The sequence below is a fragment of the Pseudomonas sp. TE6283 genome (assembly GCF_054060555.1).
Genome location: NZ_JBSSDH010000033.1, coordinates 1 through 17020 on the forward strand (window position 1 = coordinate 1; position 17020 = coordinate 17020).

The 17020-nt window shown below is 63.9% G+C and carries 17 protein-coding genes, 1 tRNA gene and 1 pseudogene; 12 read left to right on the plus strand and 7 right to left on the minus strand.

What is annotated here, in order from left to right; translation table 11 throughout:
• Positions 1–160: 160 nt before the first annotated feature.
• From ACVWZ5_RS24690 to ACVWZ5_RS24700, 3 genes and pseudogenes are all read right to left on the minus strand, one after another.
• Complete coding sequence (locus tag ACVWZ5_RS24690; protein ID WP_373875692.1) at positions 161–916, minus strand: methyl-accepting chemotaxis protein; 756 nt, start codon at positions 914–916, stop codon at positions 161–163.
• Positions 917–1018: 102 nt separating this feature from the next.
• Positions 1019–2287: pseudogene (locus ACVWZ5_RS24695) on the minus strand (PDC sensor domain-containing protein); the annotation flags it as partial.
• Positions 2288–2343: 56 nt separating this feature from the next.
• A complete protein-coding gene (locus tag ACVWZ5_RS24700; protein ID WP_062574880.1) occupies positions 2344–3696 on the minus strand; it encodes an APC family permease in 1353 nt (450 codons plus the stop codon).
• 429 nt (positions 3697–4125) lie between these two features.
• On the opposite strand from ACVWZ5_RS24700, the gene ACVWZ5_RS24705 reads away from it, so the two are divergent.
• Together ACVWZ5_RS24705 and nadA are read left to right on the plus strand one after the other, a co-directional pair.
• Positions 4126–5637, plus strand: coding sequence for a YdgA family protein (locus ACVWZ5_RS24705; protein ID WP_301143773.1), 1512 nt, complete (start codon positions 4126–4128; stop codon positions 5635–5637).
• A 235-nt stretch (positions 5638–5872) separates the two neighbouring features.
• Positions 5873–6931 (plus strand): quinolinate synthase NadA, encoded by a 1059-nt coding sequence (gene nadA / locus ACVWZ5_RS24710; RefSeq protein ID WP_062574878.1) that lies wholly within the window; start codon positions 5873–5875, stop codon positions 6929–6931.
• Positions 6932–7036: 105 nt separating this feature from the next.
• Here the strand turns inward: nadA and ACVWZ5_RS24715 are convergent, their stop codons facing one another.
• A complete protein-coding gene (locus tag ACVWZ5_RS24715; RefSeq protein WP_084943585.1) occupies positions 7037–8473 on the minus strand; it encodes a M48 family metalloprotease in 1437 nt (478 codons plus the stop codon).
• 107 nt (positions 8474–8580) lie between these two features.
• On the opposite strand from ACVWZ5_RS24715, the gene ACVWZ5_RS24720 reads away from it, so the two are divergent.
• The gene (locus tag ACVWZ5_RS24720; RefSeq protein ID WP_301143775.1) at positions 8581–8820 is read left to right on the plus strand and encodes a sulfurtransferase TusA family protein; all 240 of its coding nucleotides are present in this window, start codon (positions 8581–8583) and stop codon (positions 8818–8820) included.
• A gap of 20 nt (positions 8821–8840) precedes the next feature.
• Positions 8841–9911 (plus strand): AI-2E family transporter, encoded by a 1071-nt coding sequence (locus ACVWZ5_RS24725; protein WP_028692992.1) that lies wholly within the window; start codon positions 8841–8843, stop codon positions 9909–9911.
• Positions 9912–9941: 30 nt separating this feature from the next.
• Here the strand turns inward: ACVWZ5_RS24725 and ACVWZ5_RS24730 are convergent, their stop codons facing one another.
• Together ACVWZ5_RS24730 and ACVWZ5_RS24735 are read right to left on the minus strand one after the other, a co-directional pair.
• The gene (locus ACVWZ5_RS24730) at positions 9942–10415 is read right to left on the minus strand and encodes a peroxiredoxin (protein WP_028692993.1); all 474 of its coding nucleotides are present in this window, start codon (positions 10413–10415) and stop codon (positions 9942–9944) included.
• 10 nt (positions 10416–10425) lie between these two features.
• Positions 10426–10986, minus strand: coding sequence for a glycine cleavage system protein R (locus tag ACVWZ5_RS24735; RefSeq protein WP_028692994.1), 561 nt, complete (start codon positions 10984–10986; stop codon positions 10426–10428).
• Positions 10987–11246: 260 nt separating this feature from the next.
• Between ACVWZ5_RS24735 and dapA the strand changes: the two genes are divergently transcribed.
• The 7 genes from dapA to ACVWZ5_RS24770 all read left to right on the plus strand — a co-directional run bounded on the left by dapA (position 11247) and on the right by ACVWZ5_RS24770 (position 15905).
• Positions 11247–12134, plus strand: coding sequence for a 4-hydroxy-tetrahydrodipicolinate synthase (gene dapA / locus ACVWZ5_RS24740; RefSeq protein WP_028692995.1), 888 nt, complete (start codon positions 11247–11249; stop codon positions 12132–12134).
• A 17-nt stretch (positions 12135–12151) separates the two neighbouring features.
• On the plus strand, positions 12152–13267 hold the full coding sequence (gene bamC, locus ACVWZ5_RS24745) for an outer membrane protein assembly factor BamC (protein ID WP_062574875.1): 1116 nt from the start codon (positions 12152–12154) through the stop codon (positions 13265–13267).
• Positions 13268–14026: an MBL fold metallo-hydrolase gene (locus ACVWZ5_RS24750; RefSeq protein WP_062360535.1), complete on the plus strand. Its 759-nt coding sequence runs from the start codon at positions 13268–13270 to the stop codon at positions 14024–14026.
• 29 nt (positions 14027–14055) lie between these two features.
• The gene (gene purC / locus ACVWZ5_RS24755) at positions 14056–14766 is read left to right on the plus strand and encodes a phosphoribosylaminoimidazolesuccinocarboxamide synthase (RefSeq protein WP_004375217.1); all 711 of its coding nucleotides are present in this window, start codon (positions 14056–14058) and stop codon (positions 14764–14766) included.
• Positions 14767–14857: 91 nt separating this feature from the next.
• Positions 14858–14947, plus strand: a tRNA-Ser gene (locus ACVWZ5_RS24760).
• Positions 14948–15174: 227 nt separating this feature from the next.
• Positions 15175–15651, plus strand: a complete 477-nt coding sequence (locus tag ACVWZ5_RS24765) for a hypothetical protein (RefSeq protein WP_457340926.1) — start codon at positions 15175–15177, stop codon at positions 15649–15651.
• An 11-nt stretch (positions 15652–15662) separates the two neighbouring features.
• The gene (locus tag ACVWZ5_RS24770; protein WP_062574874.1) at positions 15663–15905 is read left to right on the plus strand and encodes a hypothetical protein; all 243 of its coding nucleotides are present in this window, start codon (positions 15663–15665) and stop codon (positions 15903–15905) included.
• A gap of 208 nt (positions 15906–16113) precedes the next feature.
• Here the strand turns inward: ACVWZ5_RS24770 and ACVWZ5_RS24775 are convergent, their stop codons facing one another.
• A complete protein-coding gene (locus ACVWZ5_RS24775; RefSeq protein WP_230962611.1) occupies positions 16114–16347 on the minus strand; it encodes a hypothetical protein in 234 nt (77 codons plus the stop codon).
• 362 nt (positions 16348–16709) lie between these two features.
• On the opposite strand from ACVWZ5_RS24775, the gene ACVWZ5_RS24780 reads away from it, so the two are divergent.
• On the plus strand, positions 16710–16901 hold the full coding sequence (locus tag ACVWZ5_RS24780; RefSeq protein ID WP_023630554.1) for a DUF4223 family protein: 192 nt from the start codon (positions 16710–16712) through the stop codon (positions 16899–16901).
• Positions 16902–17020 lie beyond the last annotated feature (119 nt).

Here is a 17020-nt window from a genome sequence, read left to right on the forward strand (position 1 = left end):
GGCCCCAGCGCTTGACGGGCATCCATGCCCGTCACCTCCCTCCGCAAGGCCTGCGTTCGGCCTCCTGAAGTCGCGAAGTTACGGGCGGCGCCTGGACTGGCGTAGCTGTCGCTAGCGGGGAAGGGTTAACCTTGCGATCAAGATCAAGATCAACCCACAGCTACACCCGGAACTGCTCCATCAACACCTGCTGCTGGTTGGCCAGACGGTTCAGCGCCTGGCTGATCCTCGCCGACTCGTCGGCCTGTCCGGCCAGCGATTCGGTCACATCACGTATCCCCGCCACGTTGCGGTTGACCTCCTCGGCCACGGCGCTCTGCTCCTCGGCCGCCGAGGCAATCTGCAGGTTCATGTCGGTGATCACCGCCACCGCCTCGCCGATCCGCTGCAGCGCCGGCAGCGTCTGTTCCATCTGCGCGGCGCTGTCCTGGGCCTGACGCTGGCCGGCGTGCATCGCGCCGACCACGTCCTGGGTACCTTGCTGCAGCCCCTCGATCACCTGGCGGATCTCCTCCACCGAGACCTGTGTACGCTGAGCCAGGTTGCGCACTTCGTCGGCGACCACCGCGAAACCACGGCCGGCCTCGCCGGCGCGGGCCGCCTCGATGGCGGCGTTGAGCGCCAGCAGATTGGTCTGCTCGGCGATGGCGCGAATCACCTCGAGCACCGAGCCGATCTGCTCGCCACGGCTTTCCAGGGCGCGTGCCTCTTCCATGGCCGCGTCCATGCCGCCGGCCAGTGCGCCAATCGCTTCACGGGTGGCGGACACCCGCGCCAGGCCGTCGCGGGTCGCCTGGTCGGCGCCACGCGCCGCTTGCGCTGCCTGGGCGGCATTGTGGGCGACGTCGTGGGCAGTGGCGCTCATCTCATTGGCGGCGGTGGCCACCTGCTCGATCTCGCGGTGCTGTTGCTGCATGCCGTCGCTGGTCTGGCTGGCGATCAGCGCCGACTGGTCGGCCGTACCACGGGCCTCGTGCAGGGAACCCTTGAGCTGGGCGATCACCGGCTGGAGCTTGTCGAGGAAACGGTTGAACCAGCCGGTCAGCTGGCCCAGTTCGTCGTCGCGGGCGTAGTCCAGGCGACGGGTCAGGTCGCCTTCGCCACTGGCGATATCCTGCAGGCGGGTAGCCACGGCCAGGATCGGCCGGGTCACGCCGCGGGCCGTCAGCCACACCAGCAGCAGCCCCAGCACGGCGGCGCCCAGGCCGATCAGCAGGCTGACCAGGTTGGCGCTCTGGTTCCGGCTGTCCAGGCGCTGATTGAGGGCGACAGCGGGGGCTTGCAGCACTTGTTCAGGCAGCTCGAGCAGGACCTGCCATGGCGCCGCGCCGGGGATCGGGGTGAAAGGCCGGGAAATGCGCATGGTGCCGCCGTCCAGGCGCTCGACCGCCTGGCCGGCGCGCAGCGGGCCGAGCAGCGCGGTGGCGCTGGCGCCGAAGGCCTGCTGCAAGGTCTTGCTCAGTTGGCTGGCGTCCTGGCTGTGGCCGGCGAGCAGGCCCGAAGGGCTGACAATACTGACCTGGCCCTGTCCATCGAACAGCTCCTGGCGGCCGGCCAGGCTCAGTTGCTGCAGATTGTCCAGGCCGATGTCCAGGCCGACCACGCCCACCACCTTGCCGTTTTCCAGCAGCGGCAGGGCGATGCTGGTCATCAGCACCTGGTGGCCGTTGACCTCGTCGAAGTACGGGTCGAGCACGCAGGCCTTGGCGGTCTCCAGCGGGCAGGTCAGCCAGCGGTTGTAGGGCGAGCCGTTGGCGCCGATGCTGGTGTCGGCGAGCATCGACTCCGGCATTGCCTCCACCTCGAGGGTACCGGTGCCGGGCTGCGACCAGTACAGGGAGAAACGGCCGCTGTCGTTGCTGCCGTTGTCGGCCTGGCCGACGAAGCGAGCATCCTGATGATCCAGGGCGTTGGGCTGGAACACGAGATAGAGGCCGATCAGGTCGGCGTTGCCAGCCAGGGCGGCGCGCGCCTCGCGGCTGAGGTCGGCGCGCAGGTCGGCGCCGCCACGGGCCTTGAGCGCCTGCACCAGGCGGGCGAAGCCGTTGCCGTACTGGTAGGCGTCCATGAAGTAGCGCTGGATACGCAGGGCCTGGGTCTCGCCGTGGGCCTGCAGGCGCAGGCGGGCGCTGTGGTCGAGCAGCTCGGTGTTGGCCAGGAACACCTGCTCGGCGCTGCGTCGGGCCTGGGTGAGCGAAGTGGCCACCAGCAGGGCGACGATGGCCAGCAGGCACAGACCGGCGAGCAGGGTGATCTTCCACTGGATGGAGAGACGGCGCAGCAACATGGGCTTTTCCTTCTCGGGCAAACAGGACGCCCGCGGTCAGGCGGGCGTCGGCGGGGTCAGTCGGCGATGCAGTTCGGTGGCGCTACCCTGAAGGCCTTGGTCAGCCAGGCCAGGTAGAGCACGCCAAGCAGGGCCCAGACACCGCCGAACAACAGCGAGTGTTCGTTCAGGTCCAGCCACAGCGAGACAATGATGCAGAAGCCTATCGTCGGCGCCACCAGATACTTGAGGTTGTTCGTCAGGCCCTTGTTCTGGCCCTCGCGGATGTAGCAGTGGTTGATCACCGACAGGTTGACGAAGCTGAACGCCACCAGCGCGCCGAAGTTGATCACCGAGGTGGCGGTGACCAGGTCGAAGAAGATCGCTGACAGCGAGATCAGGCCGACCACGGCAATGTTCAGCACCGGGGTCTTGTAGCGCGGGTGCAGGCGGGCAAATACCCCGGCCGGGATCACGTTGTCGCGGCCCATCACGTACAGCAGGCGCGACACGCTGGTCTGCGAGGCCAGGCCCGAGGCGATGGTGTTGATCACCGTGCAGGCGATGAAGATCGATTGGAACAGCTTGCCGCCGACATACAGGGCGATTTCCGGCAGGGCCGCTTCCTGGTCATGGAAGCGCGCCATGGTCGGGAAGTAGGCCTGGATGAAGTAGGACACGCCGATGAACACCATGCCGCCGATCAGCGCGGTGAGGAAGATCGCTCGCGGAATGGTCTTGCCCGGGTCGCGCGTCTCTTCCGACAGGCAGGTCACCGCATCGAAGCCCAGGAACGAGAAGCACAGGATGGTCGCGCCGGCGGCGAGGGCGGCGAACTGGGTCTGGTCATCGGCGAACGGCACCAGGCTCCAGGCGGTGCCCAGGCCCTCGCCGTGGTCCAGGCCGCGCCAGCACAGGTAGATGAACACGCCGATGATCGCCACCTGCACGGCGACGAACAGCAGATTGAAGTGGGCCACCAGGTTGACGCTGCGCATGTTGATCAGGCTGATCAGGGTGACGAAACCGGCCACCCACACCCAGGCCGGCACCTCGGGGAACATCGCCGACAGGTAGAGCTTGGCCAGCAACGCGTTGACCATGGGCAGCAGCAGGTAGTCCAGCAGTGACGACCAGCCCACCAGGAAGCCAACGTGCGGATTGATGGCACGCTGGGTGTAGGTATAGGCCGAGCCCGACTGCGGGAAGCGCCGCACCAGGGTGCCGTAGCTCACGGCGGTGAACAGGATGCCGGCCAGGGCCAGGAGGTAGGCGCTGGGTACGTGCCCGGCGGTGATGCCGGAGACGATGCCGAAGGTGTCGAACACGGTCATCGGGGTGAGGTAGGCCAGGCCGATGATCACCACGTGCCAGAGGCGCAGGGACTTGCGGAATTGGGCGTTGCCGGGGGCGCTGTGGTCAGGCTGCATGCGGGCGCTGCTCCTTGATCGAAACAACGGGCACGGCAGATGACGGGCACGACAAGGTCGAGCGGATGGGCTCCATGTTGTTCACCTTTTATGTTGGAGCTGCGGGGTGCGCGAAATAAACAACGATGGTCGTTTGAGTGTCAAGTTAAACATGACAGGGTGCCAAGTGGATGGGAGGTTAATCGGTTTATTTGGCCGTTGTGCAGTGATTTTTGCCTATTGAGCAGATCGTAAGTCGATTTTGATGTTCGTAAAAATTTACAATCCTTGTTCCGGTGAGCTCCGTGCCCGGCTGTGCGGCGACAGACAAAATGCCTTACGCATTACCGCGTGGGCCGGGTGCCAGTGGTATTCTTGCCATCTCCAGCGCGGCCTCGTTTCCGTGGACCGCTCAAACGACCTCCCTATGGACAGCAATCGGTTCTATTCATGAAGAAATCAGTAGGCATCCTTTCCGGTCTGGCCGTGGCCATCGCCGTCGCAACCACCGCTGGCGCCTGGTACACCGGCAAGCAGCTGCCTGCGGAGCTGGAACGCTCCGTCGCCCGCGGCAACGAAGAGCTGAAGAAAGCCCTGGCCGGCAACGGCGGCAGCATGACCATCGAACTGGTCTCGCTGGACCAGCACTTCTTCACCAGTACCGCGCACTACCGCCTGAAGGCCGAGAACGTCCAGCTCGGCGAAGCCGAGGCATTGAACTTCCAGGTGGGCGTGACCGACCAGATCGAGCACGGCCCGTTCCCCTGGTCGCGGGTCAAGGCCTTCAAGCTGATGCCGGTCATGGCCACCAGCAACAGCGCGCTGGACAAGGATGACTTCACCAGCGGCTGGTTCACCGCCGCCGGCGACAAGGCGCCGGTCACCGCCCAGGTCAGCCTCGGTTACGGCGGCAGCGTCGACAGCGACATTCGCCTGGCGCCGGTCACGCTCAAGGAAGACGACGGCAATGTCCTGGACTTCTCCGGCCTGCAGCTCAAGCTGCGCGGCGACCGTGAAGGCAAGGCGGTGGAGATCCACAGCAGCGCCGAGCACCTCGAGCTGAACTTCGTCGACGAGCAGCAGGCGCCGGTGAAGATCCTGCTCAACGGTTTCAAGGCCGGTGGCAAGCTCAGCGAGACCGCCCATGACATGGTCTATGTCGGCAATTTCGACCTGGCCCTGGCCGACACCCAGGTGACCTTCGGGCCGAAGCAGGAAGTGCTGGTGCTCAAGGGCCTGCAGCAGAACAACCTGTACAACGCCGAGGGCGAGGCCAAGGACAAGCTGGCCGGGCGCCTGGAATACAAGGTCGATGAGATCAGCTACGCCGGTCGCAAGGTGGGCAGCGCGGAAATGGTCCTGACCATGAAATCCATCGACATCCCGGCCATGCAGGCGTTGATGGAGTGGTACCAGACCCAGCTGCCGCAGATGCAGCAGGCCGCCGCCGATGGCGAGGCGCCGTCGCTGGAAATGACCCCCGAGGAGCAGGCCAAGGTCCAGGGTGACCTGCAGAAGCTGCTGGTGGCCAAGCCGCAGGTGGCGGTGGAGAAGCTGGCGTTCAAGACCGCCAATGGCGAGAGCCGCTTCAACCTGGCGATGGACTTTGCCAGCCCGAGCTCGTTCGACCTGCCGCCTGATCAGTTGGGCAAGCAGTTGCTGACGCAACTGAAGGCCAAGCTCAGCGTTTCCAAGCCGATGGTCGCCGACCTCGCCACCTTGCAGGCGCTGCTTGAGGGTGAGACCGATGCCCAGGCCATCGCCCAGCAGTCCAGCCAGGCCGGTGAAATGGTCGGCATGATGGCGCTGCAGAGCGGCATGGCCACGGTGCAGGGCAGCGACGTGGTGTCGAGCCTGCAATACGCCGACGGCATGGTCGACTTCAACGGCAAGAAGATGACCGTCGAAGAGTTTGCCATGCTGATCAGCGGCCACCTGGCGGCGCTCCAGCCGCAGGGCTGATCCCTCAGGCAGACCCGCTCCCGTCGTCTTCGTGGGAGCGGGCTTGCCCGGCGATGGGCCCTCCCCGCAAAAACCCCTTTTGCATCCCTCCGATTGCCTGTAGCCTTCGCGTCCGATAAGAATCCGCGCCCGCAGAGGGGCCGAGACGCTGGCCGTCCGGCACCATTAGCCGATCTGCCAGGGCCGGGTGATACACTCGACTGACGCGCTCAAGCGCCCCGCAGGTCCAGCGATCATGACCCAGATTTCCGAACGCCTGTTGGTCCAGGCCCACCTCGATGCCAAGCAGCCCAACCCGCTGACGCCCGCGCAGGAGGCCGAATACCGTGCGGCCATCGCCGCCGAGCTGAAAAAGCAGAATGCCGTGCTGGTGGCCCACTACTATTGCGATCCGGTGATCCAGGCACTGGCCGAGGAAACCGGCGGCTGCGTGTCCGACTCGCTGGAGATGGCACGCTTCGGCAAGAACCATCCGGCCGAGACCGTGGTGGTGGCGGGCGTGCGTTTCATGGGCGAGACCGCGAAGATCCTCACCCCGGAAAAACGCGTGCTGATGCCTACCCTCGAGGCGACCTGCTCCCTCGACCTCGGTTGCCCGGTCGAGGCGTTTTCGGCGTTTTGCGACCAGCATCCCGAGCGTACCGTGGTGGTCTATGCCAACACCTCCGCTGCGGTGAAGGCCCGTGCCGACTGGGTGGTGACCTCCAGTTGCGCGTTGGAGATCGTCGAAAGCCTGATGGACAACGGCGAGACCATCATCTGGGGCCCTGACCAGCACCTGGGCCGCTACATCCAGAAGCAGACCGGCGCCGACATGCTGCTGTGGGACGGTGCCTGCATCGTTCACGAAGAGTTCAAGTCGCGCCAGCTGGCCGACATGAAGGCGCTGTACCCGGACGCGGCGATCCTGGTCCATCCGGAGTCCCCGGAAGCGGTGATCGAGCTGGCCGACGCGGTGGGCTCCACCAGCCAGCTGATCAAGGCGGCGCAGACCCTGCCGAACAAGACCTTCATCGTCGCCACCGACCGCGGCATCTTCTACAAGATGCAGCAGCTGTGCCCGGACAAGGAGTTCGTCGAGGCACCGACCGCCGGCAATGGCGCGGCCTGTCGCAGCTGCGCGCATTGCCCGTGGATGGCGATGAACACCCTGGAGCGCACGCTGGACTGCCTGCGCAAGGGCAGCAACGAGATCTTCGTCGAGCCTGCGCTGATTCCCAAGGCGATCAAGCCGCTGAACCGCATGCTCGATTTCACCCAGGCGGCGCGGTTGAAGTTGTCGGGCAACGCCTGAGCGGGTCCTGAAAGCATCGCGGGGCAAGTCGGGGCGACGCATCGCCGCTCCCACGCCAGATGACTTGAAGCGTGGGAGCGGCCCGCGATGCTTTCAGGCTATGTATCAGCGCCCCATCATCTCCTTGACCATCCGCTGCTGCTCCATGATCTCGCGCTGGCGCTGGTCGATCTGCGAGGCCAGCGGGAAGTTGCTGCCCGAGCGGCGCTTGGCGTAGTCGAGCTGCTGGATCGCCTGGTCGAAGTCACCGACCAGGGTGAAGTATTCGGCGCGGGCACGGTGCAGGCCGATGGTGTTGCCCGACAACCCGCGTACTTCGGCAACGTCGTACCACACGTCCGGGTCGTCCGGACGATTCTTGACCAGGTCGTCCAGTACCTTCTCCGCTTCGGCCGGCTTGTTCTGCTTGATCAGCAGGTCGGCGCGCACCTGTTTCAACGGATAGTTGGCCGGGTACAGCGCCTGCATGCGCTGGGCGCGTTGCTGGGCATCGGCCAGGCGGTTGTTGGTGATGTCCAGGTCGATCTGCGCAAGGTTGTAGGTGATGTCGTTGGGCGCCTTGGCCAGCAGAGGTTTGAGGTTCTCCCGCGCTTCGTTGAGCTGGCCGCCCTTGATCTGCGCCAGTGCCAGGCCGTAGCGTGCGGCGTCCAGATTGGGGGTTTCGTCGAGCTGGGCGCGGAAACGCTTGGCGGCCAGGCCCGGGGTACCTTCGTAGGTGAGCTGTACCCGCGCACGGATCAGCTGGTAGCGCAGGCTGTCCTCGACGCCACCTTTGGGCGCCTGCTCGGCGCGGTTGCGGGTGTCGGCAATACGTGATTCGGTGACCGGGTGAGTCAGCAGGAACTCCGGCGGCTTGGCATCGTAGCGGTACTGGCGGGCCAGGCGTTCGAACATGCTGGGCATGTTGCGCGGATCGTAGCCGGCCTTCTCCAGGTTGAGGATGCCGATGCGGTCGGCCTCCTGCTCGTTCTGCCGCGAGAAGCGCCGCTGCTCCTGGATCGCTGCGGCCTGGGTGCCAGCGATCACGCCGATACCGGCATCGCCACCACCACCAGCGGCCAGGACGATACCGGCCAGCAGGGCCGCCATCATCGGCAACTGCATGCGCTGCTGGGCCTCGACGCCGCGGGCGAAGTGGCGTTGCGACAAGTGCGCCAGTTCGTGAGCCAGTACCGAGGCGTATTCACCCTCCGATTGCGCATTGAGGAACAATCCGCCGTTGACGCCGACGATACCGCCCGGGGCAGCGAAGGCGTTGAGCTCCTTGCTGTCGATGAGGATGAACTCCAGGCGCCTGTCCTGCAGCTGGCTGGTCTCGGCCAGCTTGTACACGGTGGTCTCGACGTAGTCCTTGAGCTGCGGGTCGTTCAGCTGGTTGACCTGGCCGCGCAACAGGCTCAGCCAGGCGCGGCCGAGCTGGTGTTCCTGTTGCGGCGAGACGATCGCGGAGCTGGCGTCGCCCAGTGACGGCAGGTCGTCGGCGTGGCCGGGAAGGGCCATCAGGCAGGCCAGCGTCAACAGGGTGGGGCGCAGTAGATTCATGCAGAAGCTCGCGTCGGTCAAAAGCCTTACTGTAGCCGGGTCGCGCGATGCCGACCAGTGGCGGTATCCTACCAGACCTTTCTGTCCATACCCCGGAGACGCGCCCGATGAGTGATACCCCGACCAGCGACGCCGAGCTCGACGCCAGCGGGCTGAACTGCCCGTTGCCGCTGCTCAAGGCCAAGATGGAACTCAATCGCCTGGCCAGTGGCGCGGTGCTCAAGGTGATCGCCACCGACGGCGGCTCCCAGCGCGACTTCCGCACTTTCGCCCAGTTGGCCGGCCATGAGCTGCTGCATGAAACGGCCGAGGCCGGCGTGTATACCTACTGGCTGCGCAAGGCCTGAGTCTTTTCCAAGGATCGTCAATGTTCAAAGTGCTTCGCGACTGGATGCAGCGCTACTTCTCCGACGAGGAGGCCGTGGTGCTGGCGGTCCTGCTGTTCCTGGCCTTCACCGTGGTGCTGACCCTGGGCGGCATGCTCGCGCCAGTGCTGGCGGGCATGGTCCTGGCGTTCCTCATGCAGGGGCTGGTCAATGCCCTGGAGCGCTTGAAGGTACCGTCCAGGCTGGCGGTCTGGCTGGTGTTCGCCCTGTTCATGGGGGCGCTGGCGGTGTTCATGCTGGTGCTGGTGCCGCTGCTCTGGCATCAGCTGATCACCCTGTTCAACGAGTTGCCGGGGATGCTCGGCAAGTGGCAGTCGTTGTTGCTGTTGCTGCCCGAGCGCTACCCGCACCTGGTGTCGGATGAGCAGGTGCTGCGCGCCATCGAATCGGTGCGCGGCGAGATCGGCAAGTTCGGCCAGTGGGCGCTGACCTTTTCGCTGTCGAGCCTGCCGTTACTGGTCAATGCGATGATCTACCTGGTACTGGTGCCGATCCTGGTGTTCTTCTTTCTCAAGGACCGCGAGCTGATCGGGCGCTGGGTCAGCGGCTACCTGCCGCGTGAGCGTACGCTGCTCAACCGGGTGGGTGACGAGATGAACCGGCAGATAGCCAACTACATTCGCGGCAAGGGCATCGAGATCCTGATCTGCGGGATTGCCACCTATATCGCCTTCATCAGCCTTGGCCTCAACTATGCCGCCTTGCTGGCGCTGCTGGTGGGCCTGTCGGTGGTGGTGCCGTATGTCGGCGCGGTGGTGGTGACGGTGCCGGTGACGCTGATCGCGCTGTTCCAGTGGGGCTGGGGCGATCAGTTCATCTACCTGATGGCGGTGTACGCGATCATCCAGGCGCTCGATGGCAACGTGCTGGTGCCGCTGCTGTTCTCCGAGGCAGTTAGCCTGCACCCGGTGGCGATCATCTGCGCGGTGCTGCTGTTCGGCGGGCTGTGGGGGTTCTGGGGGATCTTCTTCGCGATCCCGCTGGCGACGCTGTTCAAGGCGGTGCTGGATGCCTGGCCGCGGCAGGACAGGTCTGTGGCACCGATGCTGTAGGTCTGGGGCTGCTTTGCAGCCCCAACGATCTCAAGCCTTGTTGAGGTTCTGCGCCGCCACCAATACGGCATCCACATGCCCCGGCACCTTCACTGCGCGCCATTCCTGGCGCAGCACACCGTCCTTGTCGATCAGGAAGGTACTGCGGTCCACGCCCAGATACTCCTTGCCGTACAGCTTCTTCAGCTTGATCACGTCGAACAGCTGGCACAGTGCTTCGTCCTTGTCGCTGATCAGCTCGAAGGGAAACGCCTGCTTGGCCTTGAAGTTCTCGTGCGACTTGATGCCATCGCGCGACACGCCGAACACCACGGTGTTGGCCGCCTGGAACGCCGCGTATTGGTCGCGGAAGCCCTGGCCTTCGGTGGTGCAGCCCGGGGTGCTGTCCTTGGGATAGAAGTACAACACCACCTGCTGGCCCTTCAGGTCGGCAAGGCTGACGGTCTGGCCGCTGGTGGCCTGTACCTGGAAATCGGCGACGGGTTGGTCGAGTGCTACGGCCATGGGAGCTTCCTTACATGGGGTTCTGTGGGCGCCACGGTTCGATCAGCGCGTCCAGGTTCAGGGCGTCGGCGAAGTCGAGGAACTGGTCGCGCAGCCAGCTGATCTGGGTGCCGGCCGGCAGGATCACGGTGAACTGGGCGTTGAGCATGCTGCTGCCGGTCTGCGGCGCGAGGTAGGTGTCGCAGGTCATCGCTTCGAGCTCGACGCGGTGGTCGAGGAAGAACTGGCACAGCTCGTTGATGATGTCCGGGCGATAGGCGGCGCTGACGTAGGCCACGTAGGGCAGGGCCTGTGGGCGTACTTCCTGGTCGGCGCTGCGCACCACGTCCAGGGTCAGGCCGTGCTTCTTGCCCAGGCCCGGCAGGGTGGCTTCGAGGCGGGCCAGGGCATCCCAGCTGCCGCCGACCTGCAGCACCAGGGCGCTGGTCTCGCCGTGGCGCGACAGACGCGAGGTGACTACCGCGCAGCGGTTGTCGAAGGCCGCGCGGCTGAGAACGTTGGCCAGCTCCATGGGGTTGGGGCCCAGGGCGCTGATGACGAGAAATTGTTCGCGAACGGTGGGGGTGGACATGCAGCATTCCTAAAGCGATGAGCGGTCGGTGCAGGACGGGGGCAAGCCTCCTGCATCAGCAGGGCCCGGGCCGGTTTTGGCGGCTGTGGACGCAGGCCGGTAGCACTGTCGACGGCCCGGCGGGCCGTGCTGCACCGATCAAAGGATCAAGGGTAGCGAAAAGCGGCGCGAAGGGGAATGCTCCGCCCGCCTGCTTCGCTTGTGCAAGGCCGATGGCGCCAGTACCATTACCGCTCTCTTTTTCCGGCAGGAGCAGTTACATGATTGCGGGCAGTATGGTGGCATTGGTCACTCCCATGGATGCACAAGGGCGTCTGGACTGGGACAGCCTCGACAAGCTTGTAGACTTCCACCTGGAAAACGGCACCCACGCGATCGTAGCTGTCGGCACCACCGGCGAGTCCGCCACGCTGGATGTCGAAGAGCACATCCTGGTCATCAAGCACGTGGTCGAGCGGGTCAAGCACAGCAACAAGCGGATCCCGGTAATCGCCGGTACCGGTGCCAACTCCACTGCCGAAGCCGTGCACCTGACCAAGAACGCCAAGAATGCCGGCGCCGACGCCTGCCTGCTGGTGGTCCCGTACTACAACAAGCCGACCCAGGAAGGCCTGTACCAGCACTTCAAGCACATCGCCGAAGCCGTCGACATCCCGCAGATCCTCTACAACGTGCCCGGCCGCACCTCCTGCGACATGCAGGCCGACACCGTGATCCGCCTGTCGAAGGTCAAGAACATCATCGGCATCAAGGAAGCCACCGGCGACCTGGTCCGTGCCAAGGCCATCCTGGACGGCGTCGACAAGGACTTCATCGTCCTGTCCGGCGACGATCCGACCGCCGTCGAGCTGATCCTGATGGGCGGCAAGGGCAACATCTCCGTCACCGCCAACGTCGCCCCGCGCGAAATGGCCGATCTGTGCGAGGCCGCCCTTGAGGGCAATGCCGAGAAGGCCCGCGCGATCAACGAAAAACTCATGCCGCTGCACAAAGACCTGTTCTGCGAAGCCAACCCGATTCCGGTGAAATGGGCGCTGGTGGAAATGGGCCTGATGCAGCAGGGCATTCGCCTGCCCCTGACCTGGCTGAGCGAAGGCTGTCACGAAAAAGTCCGTACTGCCTTGCGCCAGTCCGGCGTACTGGTTTAATCGAGGAAGTACACCGCATGAAGCGACTGGCTGGTCTTTCCGCTCTCGCCCTGATCATCTCCAGCACCAGTGGGTGCGGCTGGCTGTGGGGCGAGGATGGCTATTTCCGCGACCGTGGCAGCGACTACCTGCAGGCGCAACCGACCGCGCCGATGCAGCTGCCGCCGGACGCCAGCAACGTCAAGCGCCTGGATCCGCTGCTGCCGATCCCGCGCAACGTGGCCGACGATCGCGCCACCGGCGAGTTCGAGGTACCCCGTCCACAGCCGCTGTCGGCCGCCGCCGACATCAGCGATTTCAGCCTGCAGCGCAGCGGCAACAGCCGTTGGGTGCTGGCCCAGCGCTCGCCCGCCGAAGTCTGGCCGGTGACCCGCCAGTTCTTCGAGGACAACGGTTTCCGCATCGCTGAAGAGCGCCCGCAGACCGGTGAATTCAACACCACCTGGCAGCGCTTCGACGAGCTGTCGGCCTCCCTCGGCCAGCGCTTGGCCAGCACCTCCAGCAGCCCGGACAGCGAAGTGCGCGTGCGGGTGCGCATGGAGCCCGGCGTGCAGCGCAACACCTCCGAGGTGTATGTGGTCAGCGTCGAGCGTCCGGCCGGCAGCACTGCCGAGCCTGATTTCCCGTCCGCCTCCAGCAACACCGGCACCGACGCGCTGCTGGTCGACGAAATGCTCGCCAGCATGAACCGCAGCGCCGAGAAGGGCGGTTCGGTCTCGCTGCTGGCCGCGCGCGACTTCGATGCCCCGAGCCAGGTCAGCCTGAGCGAGGACGGCAGCGGCAACCCGGTGCTGTTCCTGGGTTCCGACCTGGACCGCGCCTGGTCTGGCGTCGGCCGCGCCCTGGAGCAGGGCGAGTGGCGTGTCGAGGACATCAACCGCAGCCTGGGCCTGTACTACATCAACCTGTCCGAGAAGCCCGACGACAAGCAGAAGGAGCCTGGCTTCTTCAGCCGCCTGTTCGGCAGCGAGCCGAGCAAGGAAGAGCGTGAAGCCCGTGCCGAGCGCTACCAGGTGCGCCTGAGCAAGGTCGGCGAAAACGTCCAGGTGACCGTCGAGAAGAACATCAACACCGTGGCCCCGGCCGATGTCGCCCGCCGCGTGCTGAGCGCGATCCAGGACCACCTGGGCTAAGTGCGCTTCGCGGTTCTAGGAAGCGGTAGCCAGGGAAACGGCACGCTCGTCGCCAGTGGTGATACCTTCATCCTGGTCGATTGCGGCTTTTCCCTGCGCGAGACCGAGCGGCGCCTGGCGCTGCTCGGGGTGGCGGCCACGCAGTTGAGCGCGGTGCTGGTGACCCACGAACATGCCGACCACGTGCATGGGGTGGGGTTGCTCTCGCGCCGCTACAATGTACCGGTCTACCTCAGCCAGGGCACATTGCGCGGCATGCGCAAGCCGGTCGAGGTGGCCGGTTTTCTCGGTTGTGGCGATGTGCTGCAGATCGGCGATCTGCAGGTCAGCGCGGCACGGGTCGAGCATGATGCCTACGAGCCGCTGCAGTACGTGATCAGCGATGGTCGTCGGCGCTTTGGCATGCTCACCGACCTGGGTAGTTACGACGCGCGGCTGTTGGAGCGCTATCAGGGGCTCGATGCCCTGCTGATCGAGGCCAACCACTGCCGCGACCTGCTGGCCCGTGGGCACTACCCGCACTTTCTCAAGCTGCGGGTCGGCGGCAGCCAGGGACATTTGAACAACCACCAGGCCGCGAGCCTGGTGGCCGAGTTGGGCTGGCAGAACCTGCAGCACCTGGTGCTGGCCCACCTCAGCAGCAAGAACAACCTGCCACATCTGGCCCGCCAGTGCTTCGTCGACGCCCTCGGGTGCGACCCGGACTGGCTCCAGGTGGCGAATCAGGATCATGGGCTCGACTGGCGCCAAATCGCCTAGCCCACCCACTCAAGCAAGCGGAGCCCATCATGGAAAAACGCGACGAACTCTACCGCGGCAAGGCCAAATCGGTTTACAAGACCGACGACGCCGACCGCTTGATCCTGCTGTTCCGTAACGACACCTCGGCGTTCGACGGCAAGCGCATCGAGCAACTGGATCGCAAGGGCATGGTGAACAACAAGTTCAATGCCTTCATCATGCAGAAGCTCGAAGAAGCCGGCGTGCCGACCCAGTTCGACAAGCTGCTGGGCGACAACGAGTGCCTGGTGAAGAAGCTCGACATGATCCCGGTCGAGTGCGTGGTGCGCAACTACGCCGCCGGCAGCCTGGTCAAGCGCCTGGGCGTGGAGGAGGGCATCAAGCTGGAACCGTCCACCTTCGAGCTGTTCCTGAAGAACGACGAGAAGGGCGACCCCTTCATCAACGAATCCCACGTTGTCGCTTTCGGCTGGGGCACCGCCGAGCAGTTGGCCGAGATGAAGAAGCTGTCGCTGAAGGTCAACGAAGTGCTGAGCAAGCTGTTCGACGACGCAGGCCTGCTGCTGGTCGACTTCAAGCTGGAGTTCGGCGTGTTCCACGGCCAGATCGTCCTGGGCGACGAATTCAGCCCGGACGGCTGCCGCCTGTGGGACAAAGAGACCCGCAAGAAGATGGACAAGGACCGCTTCCGCCAGGGCCTGGGCGACGTGATCGAAGCCTACGAAGAAGTTGCCAAACGCCTGGGCGTGCCGCTGTAAGCGGCGCGTTCACGCAAGCGCCTGATACCACGCGAATTTTTTTCAAAAAAGGTTTGCCAGAAACGAAATCGCTGGTATGATGCGCGCCATTGGAGAGATGCCGGAGTGGTCGAACGGGACGGATTCGAAATCCGTTGTACTGGCAACAGTACCTAGGGTTCAAATCCCTATCTCTCCGCCATACATGGGAAAGCCCCGAGATTAACGTCTCGGGGCTTTTTTCATTGCCCGTGTTTTTTATGGCAACTTGCTGATAGCGTGCGTCAGCATCGGGTACGCGTTCCTGGAAAAGGAATACCGGCAGCAGGAAAACCGCGGGCCTTCGGCGCTTGCTGGCAACCCGCCACGATTTGCAGCGGCACTGCTCTCGTAGAGAATCGCGACCTTTGTTTCGTAAGGACGCGTGCAATGAAGTTCGAGGGTACTTTTCAATACATGGGTAATCACGGGATCGTCTTCAACGTCTCGCAGATCACCCTGACCGACAGCGAGCGCGGGCGATTGCGCGAGCTGCATTTTGGCGAAGCGAAGAGTGCCCACTACGAGGTCAACAGCAAGGTCGTCGAGGTGTACGACAAGATGCTGGCCAAAGGGCTGCCGTGCGTGATGAAGATCGGTATCTCCAAGCCGCTGACCCGCCAGCAGGGCGATACCCTCAATGCCCAGCGCACCAAGGTCGCCAACCTTGCCGCCTCGGCGTTAGCCGCCGCCAGCTCTGTAGCCTCTCCTTACGTTGGCGTGCCGGTGGGAGCAGGGGTGCGGGCCTATGCCAATGACGTGCTGCCCACTTACCATGCCGGCGATGTATTGGTCAGCATCGAGGCGCAGGTCAATGGCGGCATCGGTCCGCAGCACTCCACTTCGACCCTGATCATCAAGACCTGAGGGAGGCGCCTGTGTCCGAAATTACCTATGCGGTCATCGGCCTGGTGCTTTATGGCCTGCTGGATCGGTTCCTCAGGCCCTACCCGCTGCGCAAATGGCTGGGGGTGGTGCTGGTGGTGATTGGTGTCGTCGGTTGTATCATTGTTAGCCAAGCCCGTTTGTTCGGGTTGGACCTGGGATTGCTGTCGGTCCTTGCCACGGGGTTGGGCGTGGGCCTGTTCGTCAGGCGGCGGCGATTCGAACAGCTTGGTTGATGCGATAAAGGTCTTTACCGATATCTTTGCTGAAAGCCCCGTAGTTCGCGCTACGGGGCTTTTGCATCAACCAGCGGGGCAGTTCGTCACTGCGTGAGAGACATCTTGCGGCAGTGCTTTGGCCATGCCGGTGAGATAGTGGGCGGCGGCTAACAAAGTAGGTGCGTTCTTCAGGTCCTGAGTCAGCGCGATATCGCTCAGGGCGCGATCAATGCCTTGCCTGTACACGGCTCAGGGCCATGACCTGGCCCGGCGGCTTGGTGTGGATCATGGCGGCGTGCTGGGCGGCGGGGAGGGCACAGACGAGGTACTCGGCGATTTGAACGAGTAAATCTTCAATCTGATGTGGAGCGTCGCCAAAGCTGTTTGGCGGATCTGGAACCATCTTGCGCATATGCATCTGCGGAGTCGGTGGTGCTGCAACAAGCTTGCTGTCAAACAAGGGGCGCACGTGCTCGGGTAAGATTCGGCCTGTCAAAGCCGGCCATTGAGTGGGCAACGACGGATCGAGACTAGGCCGCGTATCGTGCAGCTGCAATGGCTTGAATGGGGAAAAAGTGTGCTTGGGAAATAGACTACAGGGAATCAGGAAAGTCTGATGAAAATCTGAAGGAAGCTGAAAGTAATTACCCTCCTGTAACGTTTTAGCAAATAGTTCAACCCGCTAGTTGCCGTGCCAACAACTTGTTAGTTGACCCCCTGTCAACTAGTGCACCTGTACTAACGCCTTTCATTCTCACCGCCATTTCCCGTATGATCCGCGCGCCATCCGTTTGATGGTGGATCATGGACTAAAGGATTTTTATGAAAAAGCTGATCAAAGCTACTGTCGCTGTTGCTGTCGTTTCGGGCGTTGCCCTGCTGTCCGGCTGCACCGGCCAGGTCTACAACCAGCCTAAGAACTGCTCGTACGACTACCTGTTCCACCCATCGGTTTCGATCTCCAAGATCATCGGCGGCTGCGGCCCGATCGATAAACTGCCTCAGCAGCAGTAATCCTGGAAATACCCTGATCGGGTTGTTCACAGCTTGATCCAAGACCCCCGACCATGGATATGGCCGGGGGTTTTTGTTTGTCTGGGCCGCCTTTCCTGGCAGTTCCGCCCTGGACACGC